11 protein-coding genes are annotated in these 14,747 nt (G+C 55.2%); 4 read left to right on the forward strand and 7 right to left on the reverse strand.

Annotation, left to right across the window (positions count from 1 at the left end; translation table 11 throughout):
- Positions 1-8: 8 nt before the first annotated feature.
- The gene (locus tag FYC48_RS15290) at positions 9-500 is read right to left on the reverse strand and encodes a ubiquitin family protein (protein WP_149497584.1); all 492 of its coding nucleotides are present in this window, start codon (positions 498-500) and stop codon (positions 9-11) included.
- Positions 501-722: 222 nt separating this feature from the next.
- Between FYC48_RS15290 and FYC48_RS15295 the strand changes: the two genes are divergently transcribed.
- Entirely contained in the window at positions 723-1,349 is a 627-nt protein-coding gene (locus FYC48_RS15295) for a hypothetical protein (protein ID WP_149497585.1), read from the forward strand.
- A gap of 258 nt (positions 1,350-1,607) precedes the next feature.
- Here the strand turns inward: FYC48_RS15295 and FYC48_RS15300 are convergent, their stop codons facing one another.
- The 4 genes from FYC48_RS15300 to FYC48_RS15315 form a co-directional block, all read right to left on the reverse strand.
- On the reverse strand, positions 1,608-2,711 hold the full coding sequence (locus FYC48_RS15300) for a Gfo/Idh/MocA family protein (RefSeq protein WP_149497586.1): 1,104 nt from the start codon (positions 2,709-2,711) through the stop codon (positions 1,608-1,610).
- Positions 2,708-4,030 (reverse strand): Gfo/Idh/MocA family protein, encoded by a 1,323-nt coding sequence (locus FYC48_RS15305; protein WP_149497587.1) that lies wholly within the window; start codon positions 4,028-4,030, stop codon positions 2,708-2,710. The genes FYC48_RS15300 and FYC48_RS15305 overlap by 4 nt, the downstream gene beginning before the upstream one ends.
- A gap of 199 nt (positions 4,031-4,229) precedes the next feature.
- Complete coding sequence (locus tag FYC48_RS15310; RefSeq protein WP_149497588.1) at positions 4,230-5,153, reverse strand: universal stress protein; 924 nt, start codon at positions 5,151-5,153, stop codon at positions 4,230-4,232.
- A gap of 44 nt (positions 5,154-5,197) precedes the next feature.
- Positions 5,198-6,085 (reverse strand): universal stress protein, encoded by an 888-nt coding sequence (locus tag FYC48_RS15315; protein WP_149497589.1) that lies wholly within the window; start codon positions 6,083-6,085, stop codon positions 5,198-5,200.
- A gap of 249 nt (positions 6,086-6,334) precedes the next feature.
- Between FYC48_RS15315 and cmk the strand changes: the two genes are divergently transcribed.
- A complete protein-coding gene (gene cmk / locus FYC48_RS15320; protein WP_149497712.1) occupies positions 6,335-7,000 on the forward strand; it encodes a (d)CMP kinase in 666 nt (221 codons plus the stop codon).
- Between the two features lie 85 nt (positions 7,001-7,085).
- Positions 7,086-8,462: a sulfatase gene (locus FYC48_RS15325; protein ID WP_149497590.1), complete on the forward strand. Its 1,377-nt coding sequence runs from the start codon at positions 7,086-7,088 to the stop codon at positions 8,460-8,462.
- 256 nt (positions 8,463-8,718) lie between these two features.
- Here the strand turns inward: FYC48_RS15325 and FYC48_RS15330 are convergent, their stop codons facing one another.
- Positions 8,719-9,429 (reverse strand): helix-turn-helix transcriptional regulator, encoded by a 711-nt coding sequence (locus FYC48_RS15330; RefSeq protein WP_149497591.1) that lies wholly within the window; start codon positions 9,427-9,429, stop codon positions 8,719-8,721.
- Between the two features lie 636 nt (positions 9,430-10,065).
- On the opposite strand from FYC48_RS15330, the gene FYC48_RS15335 reads away from it, so the two are divergent.
- Positions 10,066-12,243, forward strand: a complete 2,178-nt coding sequence (locus FYC48_RS15335) for a sulfatase-like hydrolase/transferase (RefSeq protein WP_149497592.1) — start codon at positions 10,066-10,068, stop codon at positions 12,241-12,243.
- On the opposite strand, the gene FYC48_RS15340 is transcribed toward FYC48_RS15335, so the two are convergent.
- Complete coding sequence (locus FYC48_RS15340) at positions 12,227-14,209, reverse strand: hypothetical protein (protein ID WP_149497593.1); 1,983 nt, start codon at positions 14,207-14,209, stop codon at positions 12,227-12,229. The two genes, FYC48_RS15335 and FYC48_RS15340, sit on opposite strands and share 17 nt — an antisense overlap.
- Positions 14,210-14,747: the final 538 nt, after the last annotated feature.

The raw sequence follows: 14,747 nt of genomic DNA on the forward strand, positions 1-14,747 counted from the left end.
CGTTGCGGTCAGTCACGAGCCGGAACGACTTCGACACCAACCAAAGTGGAAAGCAAGTCGACAAACAGCCGGCTTTCATATTCCTGGTTGCCCGACAAGTCGCCCGCTCGTTCGCCCCAGTACATCCAATCGGGGAACGGCCCGTTATTGGTAAACGACCCTTCACCATAGAAACGAAAGAGCGTCAGCTCTGAATCGTCGACTAACCGAAGTCCGACGCTGAAACAATCAAATCCGTCGTGAGTAGATGAGAAGGATGATTCCGGCGACAAGTCATGGTAACCATACGCGACCGCTTGAATCTCGGCAAAATAAATAGCCTTTCGAAAATTCAGGCACCAAAAATACCGCGTACGGATTCGGATCGTTGTCATCTTTGGATCAACGATGACTTCGCGAAAGACAGCGTCAAGGGTCACGAGACGGACCCGCCAAGCACTTGACGCAATGACCTTTCCGGATTGTTTGCGTATCCGTGGTCCAACTGTCAGAAGTCGCATTAGGAGTGTTTCACCTGTTTCCCAAGGATCCGTCGACGCTTTTGACATTGCGGGGTAGCGTTCGACCGTGTTACACGGGCTGTCCCAAAACTACGTTCACCGCAGGTAAACCGCGAAACCGGGGCGAACGCTCGTCGGCTGATGAGACGCCCCAAATATTGGGTCTAGCCGGAGCACTAGCATTTTGCCCAACCCCAATCCCACTACCTAAGATTAGTCTCGATGCCCCTTCCATCTACCCGATTGCCAGCGATCGTCAGCCTCGTGCTTTTTGTCGTTTGTCAGTCGGGATGTGCAACTATTTTGAGTGAACGCCGTTACCCCGTTACGATCGACAATCCTCCGGGACCGACGCAATTTTCAGTCATCGATGATCGGCAAAACGTGATCCACCAGGGCGTCACCCCACAGCAAGTGACGCTTGATGCCAAACGATCACTCTGTCTGCCGGCCAACTACTCGGTTGTTTTCTCGGGCCCGAACAACGTTCGACAAACCAAAACAATCAAGGCCAAACCCGATCCTTGGATCCTCGGCAATTTTGTCTTCGGGGGCGTCCCCGGCTTTGTTGTCGACGGTGTCAGTGGTGCGATGTACAAACTTCCTGAAAACGTTCATGGAAACGTACTCTCGCATCATGGAGTGGCCAACACGCAAGCGAGCGGAAGCGTCGTATCGGCAGACGCGAGCAATGGACTGCCGGCGATGCCCGTATCAGCTCAACTCACTGATCAACAAGCTGAGCCGAACACCGTGCTAGTGCCGGAGGCAGCGGCCGGTAACAAGACAGTGACCGTCCCGATCCGAACCGCTTCAGCGATTGATCGTGAAATTATCACCGACAAGTAACGCTTCAACCATCGACGGTCAGAGATGATGCCCCAATTCGCGAGACGGATTTAGACTTGGTTGCCAACCTCCGATTTACGATGCGAGTCGGCGGTGAGCGACGATAAAACCTGCCGCTGAACTCTCGTGCTTTGCTCCAGGTGGAGTTTATCCTCCAAGCACCAAGGCTGGTGCCTGTCGGATCGTCAATCCCACCCAAATGCTACGTGGACAAAGCACTTCGTCAGATCTTCGGTCCACTCGAATCCACCACCGCGTTCACTTACCGGGGGTGAGCTTACCTTCAAGCAACTTGTCGGCGTCGCGTTCTGCTTTCTTTAAAACACTCGCGATCGTAACCGGGTGTCCCCCGTCGGCGTCACTCGCCGCTGCCGCTGCCATAAAGGCGTACAGCTCGATCGTTTCTTTTGGATCGATCGGCGACTGTTTCGTCTCAAAGAATTCGGCAATCTTGACTGCTAGCGGACGATATCCGCCGTAATCGCCGATCGGCCGAATCCCTTTGTCACCAAAAGCGGTGCCGCCGTATCCACGACTACCATTTCGCATCCCATGAAAGGTTCCGATCCGTCCGTTATTCCAGGTACCGACTGCCAACTCACGGTGTTGGGTCGAGATATGCTGAACACTGACGCAGCCTCTTCCCATGCAGGTGTAAAGCGATTCACAACCATGAATACCGTACCAAAACAGTCGCGAATGCGATGGCTCAGTCGCCGCCGGACTAAACGCGTTGCAACCAAGGACGGTACCGACGGCACCGTTCCGAATCGCCTGGGCGCCTTCGCTGTAACGCAACGAAGAACTCGAAAACATGGGCACGCCGTAGTGCTCCGCTGCTCGGTAGATTGCAACTACTTCGGCCAAATTAGAAGCCACTGGTTTATCGATGAACGTTGGCTTGCCAGCACGAAAGACTTGCAACGCCTGCTCTAAGTGCGGCTTGCCATCGTTGGTTTCTAACAGCACACAATCTACGCGGTCGAGCAACGCGTCGATCGAGTCGACGACTTCAACGCCCAACGCCTTGACTTCTTCGGTGTACTTCGGAATTCGACTGTAGCTCGATTCGATTGTTCGGCTGCCATAAGGATACGCGGCCACGACGCGGCCGTTTCTCATTTCAGGATCAGCCGGTTCGACGTTGAACGCTTTAGTAAATGCTGGAACATGCGACGTGTCCAACCCGATCACTCCGATCCTGATTGGGGTGAGCTCTGCGTCCGCGGTTTCTTGAGCCGATACGGTTGCTTGATTAAACACAATCGCCACAGCAGTGACGACAAATGCCAAGTATCCTGCGATCAAGTTGCGACATCTCCGGGCGGGCGCGATCGGCTTGATTCGTTCGATTACGTTCATACCACCGGCTCCCATCCTTTCGCGTACTCTCGAGACCACAAGTCGTTTGCCGCCGGATGATCGATCGGGCGCCCATCTTTTGGGTCGGTCTTGAAGGAGCCTGTCGTACGATAGGCCATGTTCCCGAGATGACACAGCAGCGTGCTCTTGTGAGCGATTTCGATATCTGCGTTCGGTCGACCACCGGTTCGCACGGCATCGATGAAGTCGACGAAGTGATCTTGATCACCCGCATCGCCGTCGCCTCGTGCGACTTCTTTGTCTCGCATGTCATACTGCGTGTAACCATTGCCCCGTACAACGATCGAGCCATCGGTGCCGTGGAAGCTGATCCCAAAGCGTGAATCATGAGGGCCCAAAGGCGACCAACTTAATCCTTCCCACGTAATCGTTTTACCGCCTGGGAAATTAAACGTGGCCATCATCGTATCTGGCGTTTCCTGGTCGTCATCGTGCCGATACTTTCCGCCGCCGACCGAAACGGCCGATGGATAGTCCACTTGCATTCCCCACCGGGCGACGTCGAGCGCGTGGACTCCGTTGTTGCCGATTTCGCCGTTGCCCCAGTGCCAATGCCAGTGCCAATTATAGTGCACTACATTGTCTTTGAACGGACGCGACGGGGCCGGTCCTTGCCATAGTTTCCAGTCGAGCCATTCAGGCGGTGCGGTTTGCTTTCCATGACCGATCGGGCCGCGGCGATTGTTGTACCACGATCGTGCGTAGAGCACCTTTCCGATCGCCCCGCCGTGAACCTTATCAATTGCGGCGACGATCCCCGGCCAAGTCCGGCGTTGCGTTCCCATCTGAACGACGCGATTGTTTTTGCGTGCCGCCGCGACGGCCATCTCGCCTTCGGCCGGTGTGTAGCTACATGGTTTTTCAACGTACACGTGCTTCCCGGCGGTACAACCGAGAATGGTCGCCGGCGCATGCCAGTGATTCGGAGCCGCACAAATGAGCGCGTCGACTGACGTGTCGTCTAAGATTTCGCGAAAGTCGGTCGGCGTCTTGGGAAGCGTCGATTGCTTCTCTCCGACGAGTTTGGCCACTCGGGAGGAGGCACGGCTGTCGACATCACAGATAAAACCGATATCGATTTGCCCGGTTTCCAACATGCCTTTGGCGATCGCGGCCCCTCGACCATTGACACCCATGATTCCGATCGTCAAGCGTTCGCTCGGCGCCGCTTGCTTTGACTTAGCAGAAGCCTCTGTTTCTTGTCCGATCGCCCGGCCGCTACCGGCCAGTGCGGCCGTTGATGCCATCGAGGCTAGAAATAGCCGGCGATCCCGATTCGTTGTGTCCGAAAGGTTCATATGCTGATCTCTTGGAGGAATCCATTGGTCGCATTGCCGATCAGCGATCACCCATCGACATGATGCGAAACATTGAATCAGAGTCAACGAGAACGTATCCCACGGAACGGGACGTCATAGAGTCTGATTCATGAACCCAAGAGTATAGTGGCCACGCCGTCACGATGTTTGCTGACTTCGCATCGACGAAAAAGCATGCTCACTGCCGATGCTGCCGTGAAATCCAAACACTACAACCGGCGTGCCGCAAAACATACTTTGTCGTACTGCCGAGCAGTAAATCGTCGATCAGGCTATGGCCCGCGTCACCGACGACGATCAAATCCGCGTTCGTCTTTTCTGCCTGTTCGACGATCGCCGGCCCCACTCGCTGGTCATGAACGACACAGGAAGTAGCATTCGGTAGCGAGTCGGAAATGTTATCAACCATTTCCTCACAGCGTTGCTGCATCTCCCTAAAGACCAATTCTTCATTTTCGATCGCCGCGGTAGTCAGACCGGTCCCGAGCAGATAGTCGTAGATCGGTGCGACGCTAAGCAACTCGAATTTAGTCGCTTCGTCCCAGCCCAGCCCGGCCATCTCGTTAACCGCTTCCCGAGCCGGTGCCGACCCGTCATAGCCGACGGTCACGTCGGTGATCGGGGACCGCTTCGCATGCGAGACCGCATCTGATTGCGATGCATCGCCTGCTTCACCGGGTGACCTGACGATTAACACCGAACAAGTTGCATGGGTCGCAACACTGTCGGAAACGCTGCCGATCAACAGACGCCCCAAAAACGAATGCCCTTGGGCTCCCATAACAATAAGGTCACAGTGAATCGATTCGGCTTCCGACAAGATGACACGAACGGGATGCCCCGGCCGGGTGACTTTTTCGGCGATTATGAAACGCTCGCCCAAAAGTTTCGCGAGCTCATCCTGGTGCTGCTCGCTGCGCACCCTTTCTTGCTGCAACAGCTGCGGATACCACTGCTGAGACGCTTCGGGCACCGACACGTATGGCTCGGCGAGCGCCGTGATGATCGTCACTTCGATCGGTTCGGAAATCGGCAACGACAACAATGCCTTCGCGGCTTCGTATGCCTGATTCGAACAGTCGGTTGCCAAGAGGACTTTCATGGGACATTCCTTGCACGAATAACCTGATGCGAGAACACCAATACCTAAGATGCGTCCGGCGTTTTATTCCTGGTCACCCAGATGCTACACGGGGCATGCCGCAACACGTAACGCGACGTGCTGCCGAGCAGAAACCGATTGACCGCACTGCGCGGAGTCTCGCCGATCACCAGCAAATCGATTCCATTGTCTTCGACGAACGAAACGATGCCTTCTCCGATATGATCGGTCCGTAGAACATGGGTCTGCGCGTTGGGGGCGACCTCACGCAGCCTCTCCTTGGCTTCCTTCAAGCCCTCTTCGGCGTGCTCGGTTAGATCCAACCCTTCGTCGGCGATACGCTCCCCGATAAAGTCAGACAGGAACGTTTGCACGGTCAGCAAATGAAACTCGGTCCCGGTCTTCCAAGGAATTTGCGAGATCTCCTCGAGTGCGGCGATTGCCGACTGACAAACCTCGAACGCCAAGCAGACTCGAATCGGGCGGGCATGATTGAGCAACTCTGTCGGCCGCACAATCAACGTGCTACATGGGGCATGCGTTGCCACATGATCGCTAACACTTCCGAGCAACAACCGGGCGATCCCGGAGTGGCCCTTCGCACCGACGACGACCAAGTCTGCTTTCCGTTTTTCAGCAATTTCCACAATCGTTTCGCCGACCGGGCCGTCCTTGGCGACATGATCGAGCGTGACGTTGGCGCCGTCGAAGATCTCTTCGACTTCCTGAAATTTCTCTTTCGCAAATTCTTGATCGCGTTCGAATGCCTTCTCCAACAACTCGCCGACGGCATAACTACTGTGAATGTAGGGTCGTTGGACGACGGTAGCGACCGTCATGAACAAACTATCGTTGTGCGGCAAATGAGCAAAAAACTGGGCCGCTTCTAAAGAGGGTTCAGATCCATCGATGGCTAAAACGACGTTGTTCATGGCAGTGACCTCTCGCTGTAAAGTCATTCTTGTCCGGGCCAACTCTCAGCCCATCAAAGTATACCAAATGGCGTTCAATTCCGTGACCGGATGCGACGATCTAACCGGCGCAAAAATGACTGTTCTTGCGATGAATACTCCGGGCGTAGCCAACCGATCGGGTTCATGTTATCACTGAGCGTGTTGGCCCTGGCTGAATGGTTGGCCGTGACAGAATGGCCGTGACTGATCCCTTCCGAGTTGCCCGCCTTGATTGTTACCATCGATGGCCCCGCCGGCGCGGGGAAAAGCAGCATCGCCCATCAAGTCGCATCGCGACTGGGGTTTGAATTCCTCGATACCGGCGCGCTCTATCGCGCGGCAACGCTTGCCGCGATGCGTGATTCGATAAATTTGGATGACGCCGAGCGACTGGCCAGTTTTGTCGGAACGATCGCAATCACGTGGCGAGACAAAGCGGTCTGGATCGACGATGAAAATGTCTCTGAACAAATCCGCACACCGGAAGTAACTCAGTCGATTCGCCATCTAGCCGATGTCCCAGCGGTCCGTGCCGAACTGTCTCAGCTCCAACGACAAATTGCCGCCGGCCGCAACATCGTGACCGAGGGCCGCGACCAAGGTGCCGAAGTCTTCCCGGATGCAGAGTGCAAAGTTTTCTTAACAGCGTCACCGCTGGAGCGAGCCAAACGCCGAATGCGTCAACTTGCCGAATCAGGGCGTTATCTTTCGGTCGAGGACGTGCTCGCGGCACAAAACCAACGCGACCTTGAGGACCGACTTCGCGATGTCGGCAGGCTCCGTGCCGCCGACGACGCCGTCGTCGTCAACACCGACGGAATGCTGCCCGAACAGGTACTCGACACGATCGTCAACTTGGCCAAAGAACGCATGGGCGATAACAATAACGCCTGACAACATCGGCAGGCCGTCGGGCGTTTCTCCACCGAGCTATATTGGGGCATCTACTGATCAACTTACTTGCCCCACGGGATGGTCGATGAGACTTCTACGATTCTTTTTACTGGCCGTATTTTCCCTCGGTGGCATGATGCCGTCCGCGCCCGCGGAAGCAAACGACAAGCCGAATGTGCTATTCGTCGCAGTCGACGACCTGAATCACTGGGTCACATTCATGCAGCGGAACCCCCAAGCAAAAACGCCCAACTTTGATCGGTTGGCAAAGATGGGACTCGCTTTCACCAACGCCTATTGCGCCGTACCGGCCTGTGAGCCTTCACGGTGTGCGCTGATGGGGGGACGTCGACCATGGGTGACCGGCTGCTACCTCAACGGCGACTCATGGAAACAACACCAAAAAGCTGGCGAAGGCCTGTCGGCTCAATTTTTAAAAGCGGGATACCACGTCGCCGGTGCGGGAAAAATTTATCACTCGATGGCGTACCATCAGTCGGAATGGACTGAGTACATGTCCAAAGCAGGGCATTCCCTAAACGGCCCGGGCGTTCAAAAAATGGATGGCTATCACAACGACAAAACGCACCCGGAACTGAAAGACGAAGACCTCATCGATTGGCACACGACCGACTACTGCATCGAACAACTCCGTCGCGTTGACGACAAGCCGTTCTTTATCGCGTGTGGCCTTTACAAACCACACCTGCCGTTCGTCGTGCCACGAAAATACTACGACGACTTTCCCCTTGATTCGATCCAGCTTCCACCTCATCAAGACAATGACCTCGACGACGTCCCGCCGGCTGGGGTCCGTATGGCAAACCCTAAGGGTGACCACGCGAAATTTTTAAAAAGCGGTCGCTGGAAAGCTGCCATTCAGTCCTACCTGGCGTCCTGCGCCTACACGGACATGAACCTCGGACGTCTTCTGGACGCGTATGAGAAGAGCCCACAACGGGACAACACAATTCTGGTCCTCTGGACCGATCACGGTTGGTCGCTCGGAGAAAAAGAACACTGGCGTAAGTTTGCACTGTGGGAAGAGCCTACCCGGACGCCAATGATCTGGGTGGTCCCCGGCTTGACGCAGCCCGGCACTCGCTGCGAAGCCACGGTCGATCACATGAACATTTACCCGACGCTCTGCAAACTCGCCGGCATTGATGTCCCCGAGCACGTCTCGGGTTATGACATGGCACCGCTGCTCGCCGACCCACAAGCCGAATGGAACTATCCGGCGATCACGACGCACGGATTCAACAACCATGCCGTGCGGACGCAAAACTTTCGGTATATCCGCTATGACAACGGTGACGAAGAATTATATGCGTCACAAGAGGACCCTTACGAATGGGCGAACCTCGCGGGTGACCCCCAGTATTCATCCGTGAAAACCGAGCTAGCACAATGGCTACCGAAAGACCAAGCTCCGGCGAGAAAGAGAACAAAGAAGAAATAGACAGCTGTCGCTGGGTGTGACCGGTGGTTCGCCGCTTACCCCAAGTACTGGAAGCGTTTTCAAAAAAGAGAAGTCACTCGCTTCGTTCCGCTCTCCAACTTGGAAAGCTGAGCGACATTGTCGCTCGATCCTCCGACTCACGAGCGTGCCGCATCCCTCACCAACCCCGGATCCGCCTCAACTCCAAAACAGCTTTGACGACCGATCGTCCCGGTAGGCTGAATTGCCAAAACCCCCGGTTACAACTGCCGTCGTTCTACTCCGACTTGGAAAGATCCTTGATCAGCCCACGCTCTTCAAAACGAACGAGCAACTGGACGATTTCGACAGGCCGATCGAGACCGAGCTGAACGAGTGCCCTTTGGCGATGCTTTTCGATGGTCTTTGTCGACACGCCCAACGCACGCGCCGTGGCGCGTGTAGTCTCACCTAGGGCACACAACGCACAGATTCTCTTTTGTGTTGAACTTAGCTGCTGATAGATTGCGAATTGCTTGGCAATGTCATACTTCAACCCATCGCCTTGAGGAACCTGTTTGATCGGGACGCCAATAAACAGAATGGAATATGGTTCATAACCGAAGGCTTCAAGGTTGGTTTTATTACATCGCACCAAGAAACGGTCGCCACTTCGCCCGACGGTAAAATATTCCAGGTGAATTTTCACGCAATTTTCGAGTAGAAACGCGTCGGTCTGGCGTGACAATTCAAGTGTCGAGTCCTCGACGATTTCGTCACTGTGTTTGCCGACGGGCAACTCATCACAATGTGAAAAGAACTCGCGATAGGCAGCGTTAACGCAAGTGATCGTGCGTTTCTTGCTTTTGAGGACCACCGGGATCGAGAATTGGTCTAGATCAGGCGCAACGGATCGGTCGCCATCGAACCACTGAACGACATAGTGTTCAACAGCTTCGACCGTCGCCGAAAACTGATGGTACCCACTGCGGATCTTATCGCGCCACACCGCACTCCCCTTTGATTAGGCATTGATCGGACTCAGTTGTTGCCGTAGGTTCTCGCTCCTCACCAAATGGGCTAGTCCTCTATACCAGCAGTAAACTCAGACGTGATGAACAACCGTCGGGTGTCAGCCGTGGCGAATGCCAGATGACGATGCCTGAGAATTTAACTGGAATAGTGAACTAGAGACCTAGTGGATGCCAGAACTTATCTGCTGAATGGATCGAACGAGCAAACGTCGCCTTAAAAGCACATCGCCGATGAGAGCCTTGCCGAAACGAATTCCGTTAAAGCAACCGCCATCGCGTTCTTGCTCATTCACACCAATCACACGTTAGCGAAACGAGTGGGTTGGGGGCGCTGCCTTCCGCATGCAGTTGGGGCAACAGACGTGCGGGAGCATTTCGATCGCCCCCAACCCCGTTCGCACGTGAGAACGAGCGTCTTCTCACGTCAGTGCATCGAAGCTATCCGGATTTGAAACGGATTGGAACCGGGAATTGGAGAAGATTCCCGCAATTCTTCGCAGTCTGATTTTGTTTTTTCACGGCCCTTCGTCGAACTTCGCCCACCGTCGTTGGAAACCGTAGTGGTTACACTATCGGTCCCCCGAAACTCCTTCCGCTTCGAAAGAATCCCCATGAAAAACGCATGCCTTGCACTGCTCATCGCGGTGGCTTGTTTGCGGGTGACTCACGCGACCGAGCGCCCGAACATCATTTTCTTCTTTGCCGACGACCAAACGACCAGTACCCTCGGTTGCTACGGCAACACTGTCGTTCAAACGCCAAACATTGACCGACTCGCAGACCAAGGCACCCGATTTGACAACATGTTTGTCAGCCATTCGATCTGCTGGGTCAGCCGCACTACGATTCTGTCCGGGCTATATGGTCGAGGCTACGGGACGGCCGGCCAACCCGATGTCGCACGCCCCGACGCGGTGGCCGAGTTGTACTCCGACCTGCTGCGCAACGCACAATACCGCACAGGGTACTTTGGCAAGTGGCATGCCAAGATGCCCAAAGGCTATCGTCCGGCGGACCACTTTGACGAATACGAAGCGATCGGGCGCAATCCGTTTTACAAAACACTTCCCGACGGAAGCCTGCGGCATGAAACCGATTTGATCGTCGATCGAGGCATCGATTTTCTGCGTTCACAACCCGCCGACCAACCCTTTGCACTCAATCTGTGGTTCAATGCCTGCCATGCCGAAGACAGTGACCGTCGCCCCGGGATCGGACAATTCCCGTGGCCTCAGTCGGTCGATGGCATGTACGACGACATCGACATCGCGTCTCCCAAGTTATCCGACCCAGCCATTTTCGAAGCCCTTCCTGACTTTATCGCCACGGCGATCAATCGCGAACGCTTTTTCTGGCGTTGGAACACCGACGAAAAGTATCAAACGAACATCCGTGCCTACTACCGAATGGTGTCAGGCATCGATCATGCCATCGGCAGGTTACTAACGGTACTCGAAGAACGCGGCTTGGCCGACAACACCATCATCGTTTATTCGGCCGACAACGGCTATCACATGGGCAACCGTGGACTCGCCGGTAAGTGGTCCCACTTCGAAGAATCACTCCGCGTCCCGCTGATCATCTTCGACCCACGGGTGTCTTCCGACCAACGCGGCAAGGTCAGCAACGACATTTCGCTAAACGTAGACTTACCGGCCACCTTCCTTGACTGGGCTGGGGTGTCAATTCCAGAGCGTTACCAAGGAGAGAGCTTGCGACCGATCGTCGATGACAAAGCCCCCGATTCGTGGCGCAAGGAATCGTTTCACGAGCATTTTGCGGTTCGTAATCGGATCGCAGCCTTCGAAGGCATCCGCAACGATCGCTTCAAGTACGTTCGCTACATCGACGAAGACAACCATGAGTTTCTGCACGACCTTCGGCAAGACCCCGACGAGCTGATCAATTTGGCGTCCGACCCCAAGCACACCGAAACCCTACGAGCGATGCGTGAACGCACCGATGCTCAAGTTGCCAAATGGGGCGGACCATTAGACGCGTTAAAGCAACCGTTCCAAAAGTCGACCGAGCGATACCCGGAAGCATCCGCGGCCAACGCCGGGATTCTATTTGACGGAAAGTCGCTACGGGGCTGGACCGGCGACCGGGACTACTGGTCGGTCGAAGACGGCGCGATCACCGGCAAAACCGATGGATCGCTGAAGATGAATCGCTTCCTAAGCTGGAAAGGTTCAACGGTGCGAAACTTTGACCTGACGGTAAAAGTTAAAGTCACACCGGGTGGCAACAGCGGTATCCAATACCGTGGCACTTCACGGCCGGACATCGACCTGGATATTGTGACCGGCTATCAGTGCGACGTGGTGGCTAACAACCCAAACTACAACGGCATGCTTTACGAAGAACGCGGAAGACGCATCCTTGCCCATACCGGCGAGCAAGTGATCATTGATCCCCAAGGCCGCAGTTGGATCGTTGATCGCATCCCCGTCCGTGAGTTCGAAGCCGATCAATGGCACGAGTTTCGAGTGCTCGTCCGCGGGAACCACCACCAGCACTGGATCGATGGGCACAAGACCGCCGATCTATTGGACTTTGACGAAGACGGCCGATCGCTCGAAGGCGTCTTTGCCGTCCAGGTCCACGTCGGCCCTGCGATGAAAATTCAGTACAAGGATTTTCAAATGAAGCATCTGCCGGACGACTTACCGCTCCGGCAATTTGCCGACCACCCGATTCCCGATGACGCCGTCGGTGTCCGCCCTCAGGGTCGGCTCCCCAAAGACTGGAAGCCGCCGGTCTATTCCGAAGTCAAACACGACGAATGAACTCTTCGGCATACGAGCGAACTTCCCGGCCATTAAGCACGTGCACCATCCGCAATTGCTGCACCTGCTCGTCGCTGAAAGAGTTCAGCGGGACATGGACGAGTGTTTTGCGATGGCGACGAGCCAATCGTCGCCATCCGCCACCGGGAGGAAGCGTGCTGAGCATCGCGATCTGACGACCTCGGCTGTGCAAACATGCCGCTGCGATCAAACGCTCTTCTAATGTTTCGGCATAGTCCAATCGCGGGTCCGTCCAGATTTCGGGGATCCAAACAGGCGGATAAAGAAACAGGGCGCCACCATAGCGAGCCAACCCGATCCCCGGGCCGACCATCTCCTCGCCAAAATTCGTGGCATAAAACGCCAGCGTCGATTCGTCTTTGTGCTCGGCAAACCACGTCGTCCGCCAAGGATAGTCACGAGGATCAGACGGCGAATCGAACAGCATCACACACGCATCGAGCGTCCCGCGGCTGGGCGGAATGACTTTTACATAGATGTCCTTGTCATACCAATGACGCAATGTGTCTCGGATGTCGATGCCGTCCTTGACGCTCGTCGTAAACTTTTCGGTTCGCGCCAAATCGTTCCCGATGATTGCCTTCGCCCGATCAAAAACGCGTGTGCGAAAGTTCTCGATCCGCTCGTCTTCGGGTGGGTAGCTGCACTGTGAATGCGGATTCCACTGGTACTTCCATCGATGCTTTTCTGGATTCGAGGGATTACGCTTGAGTTCCAGCGTGCGCCAACTGAAGGGCGGACCGGGCAAACGGTTCACCATCGAGAGCACTTCGCCATCGGGCAAGCGGACCTGATCGATCCCCAAACGAACTTCGGAAATCGGTTCATCGGTTTGATCCGCCAACGGAAGCTCTGCGTAGGCATATTGATTGGCCAACTGAGCAACATGCAATGCGTATTGATCCCCCATGATCTGCTTGGCCGCGTTGACGATCGTGATCAAGTCGGGCGTCATCCGCCGCGACATCAGCGAAAGGTTGCGGATGTACTGCAAACATTTCGAAAGATGCAACGGTGTGATGCGACGGGCAAATTGCTTCAATTCATCGCGATAGCTTTGGCGGGCTGCGATCAGCAGTTCCTTCACGCCGTCAATCTGAACATCTTCGTCGTTATCCAGTTCACGTCGCGCTCGTTCGTAGAGGCCCGTGATGTAGGGCAACTCGCCAAACAAAAACATCAACGTCCGTGGGTCGATCGAGTAACGTACCGGCGTCTGAACTTCGTCATGCTGTGGCCTCTCTGGCGAATCGGGCAATTCATTTCGTGACGCCGCGTCGCGCGAGAACCACTCCGTGTAGGCCTCCCGCACCCACGGCCAGTGCATCACGTTGGTCACGTACAAAATGCGTTCGAAACGTTCTTCGAGTTCTGCCAAACGCGATGCCATGTGCAAGATCCGGGCCCGCGTTTGACGGTCTGCCGGTCGTGGCAAACTTGGTAGCACCGCCGCCGCAAAGCGTTCTGCCGATACCTGGCGGACGGCAAAAGGGTCGGGCATCAGCGACGAAAACGGCTGGAACGGATCGGTTTCTAAATCCACATACGCTCGCGCGATGTGCTCCCCCATCGCGGCGCGGATGGCCATGATCACCGGTTGGCAAGGGTCGATCGGAACGTAGCTGGCCGGATCGTCATCGGGATCAATCGTCTCGTCGTCATCAGAGACGCTTGCTTCAGGATCGTAGGACTCGCCAAAGGAGGGGAACTTCGGTGAGGGGGTCTGAATGACAATCGATGGGTGCGGCAAGTCAAGAATTGCAGACTCCACCGGCTCCTGAAACGAAGCAGGCAACGGGACTGCGACGCAATCGAAATCTTGCTCCAGCATCCATCGCCGTACCGTCTGGGAAAACTGTCCACTCCCATGGATCACAGGAAGCACGGCAATTCGATCCCCCAAGCGAAGTAAATCAGGGGGGCTAAATCTCGTTTTACCGGTCATTGGTGGTTTATTTGGCCTTGCAGATACCTTTGGGGCGACATAAGATCACAGCACCTGAGAGAATTTATCTTTTCGTCGCTTCATCTAGCACGGATTCGTGTCGCGACACCCACTCGAAGGTTTATCGGACTTGCGATTGCTTGTCAGTCTAACAGTTATTTTTGAAACGCAGGTGTTTATTCCCACCTGCGTTTCTTTTTTGCGCCGATGTCAACACCTTTTGCTTCCCCGTCTGCTTTGAAGTCCAAATCATCGCGGCCTTGATCGTATAAACCACGACAGCCAAAGCCTGTGAACGTGGCCACCTCAACGGCCGGCTAATCCGTTTTGGGGGAACGCAAGTGGTTGTTCCCATCACCCCGTAATCGAACGTTCTGTTATCGCCGGAACCCATCGCGGAAATCGCTGACGGTTCGTCGATTTAATTAGAAGTGCGACGCCCCCCAGTGCTTCGTCTGGTCCGAATGTTCGAGTTCGGCTACCTGAGAACAAAGACGCCCGGGTTAGGCTCGACGGTCGCCGAATCAGCTCCGGAAAA

The sequence above is a fragment of the Roseiconus lacunae genome (assembly GCF_008312935.1).
GTDB classification, from domain to species: domain Bacteria; phylum Planctomycetota; class Planctomycetia; order Pirellulales; family Pirellulaceae; genus Stieleria; species Stieleria lacunae.

Coding starts and splice junctions, on each gene's coding strand:
- FYC48_RS15290 (WP_149497584.1), bottom strand. CDS start 500: ATGCGACTTCTGACAGTTGGACCACGGATACGCAAACAATCCGGAAAG.
- FYC48_RS15295 (WP_149497585.1), top strand. CDS start 723: ATGCCCCTTCCATCTACCCGATTGCCAGCGATCGTCAGCCTCGTGCTT.
- FYC48_RS15300 (WP_149497586.1), bottom strand. CDS start 2,711: ATGAACGTAATCGAACGAATCAAGCCGATCGCGCCCGCCCGGAGATGT.
- FYC48_RS15305 (WP_149497587.1), bottom strand. CDS start 4,030: ATGAACCTTTCGGACACAACGAATCGGGATCGCCGGCTATTTCTAGCC.
- FYC48_RS15310 (WP_149497588.1), bottom strand. CDS start 5,153: ATGAAAGTCCTCTTGGCAACCGACTGTTCGAATCAGGCATACGAAGCC.
- FYC48_RS15315 (WP_149497589.1), bottom strand. CDS start 6,085: ATGAACAACGTCGTTTTAGCCATCGATGGATCTGAACCCTCTTTAGAA.
- FYC48_RS15325 (WP_149497590.1), top strand. CDS start 7,086: ATGAGACTTCTACGATTCTTTTTACTGGCCGTATTTTCCCTCGGTGGC.
- FYC48_RS15335 (WP_149497592.1), top strand. CDS start 10,066: ATGAAAAACGCATGCCTTGCACTGCTCATCGCGGTGGCTTGTTTGCGG.
- FYC48_RS15340 (WP_149497593.1), bottom strand. CDS start 14,209: ATGACCGGTAAAACGAGATTTAGCCCCCCTGATTTACTTCGCTTGGGG.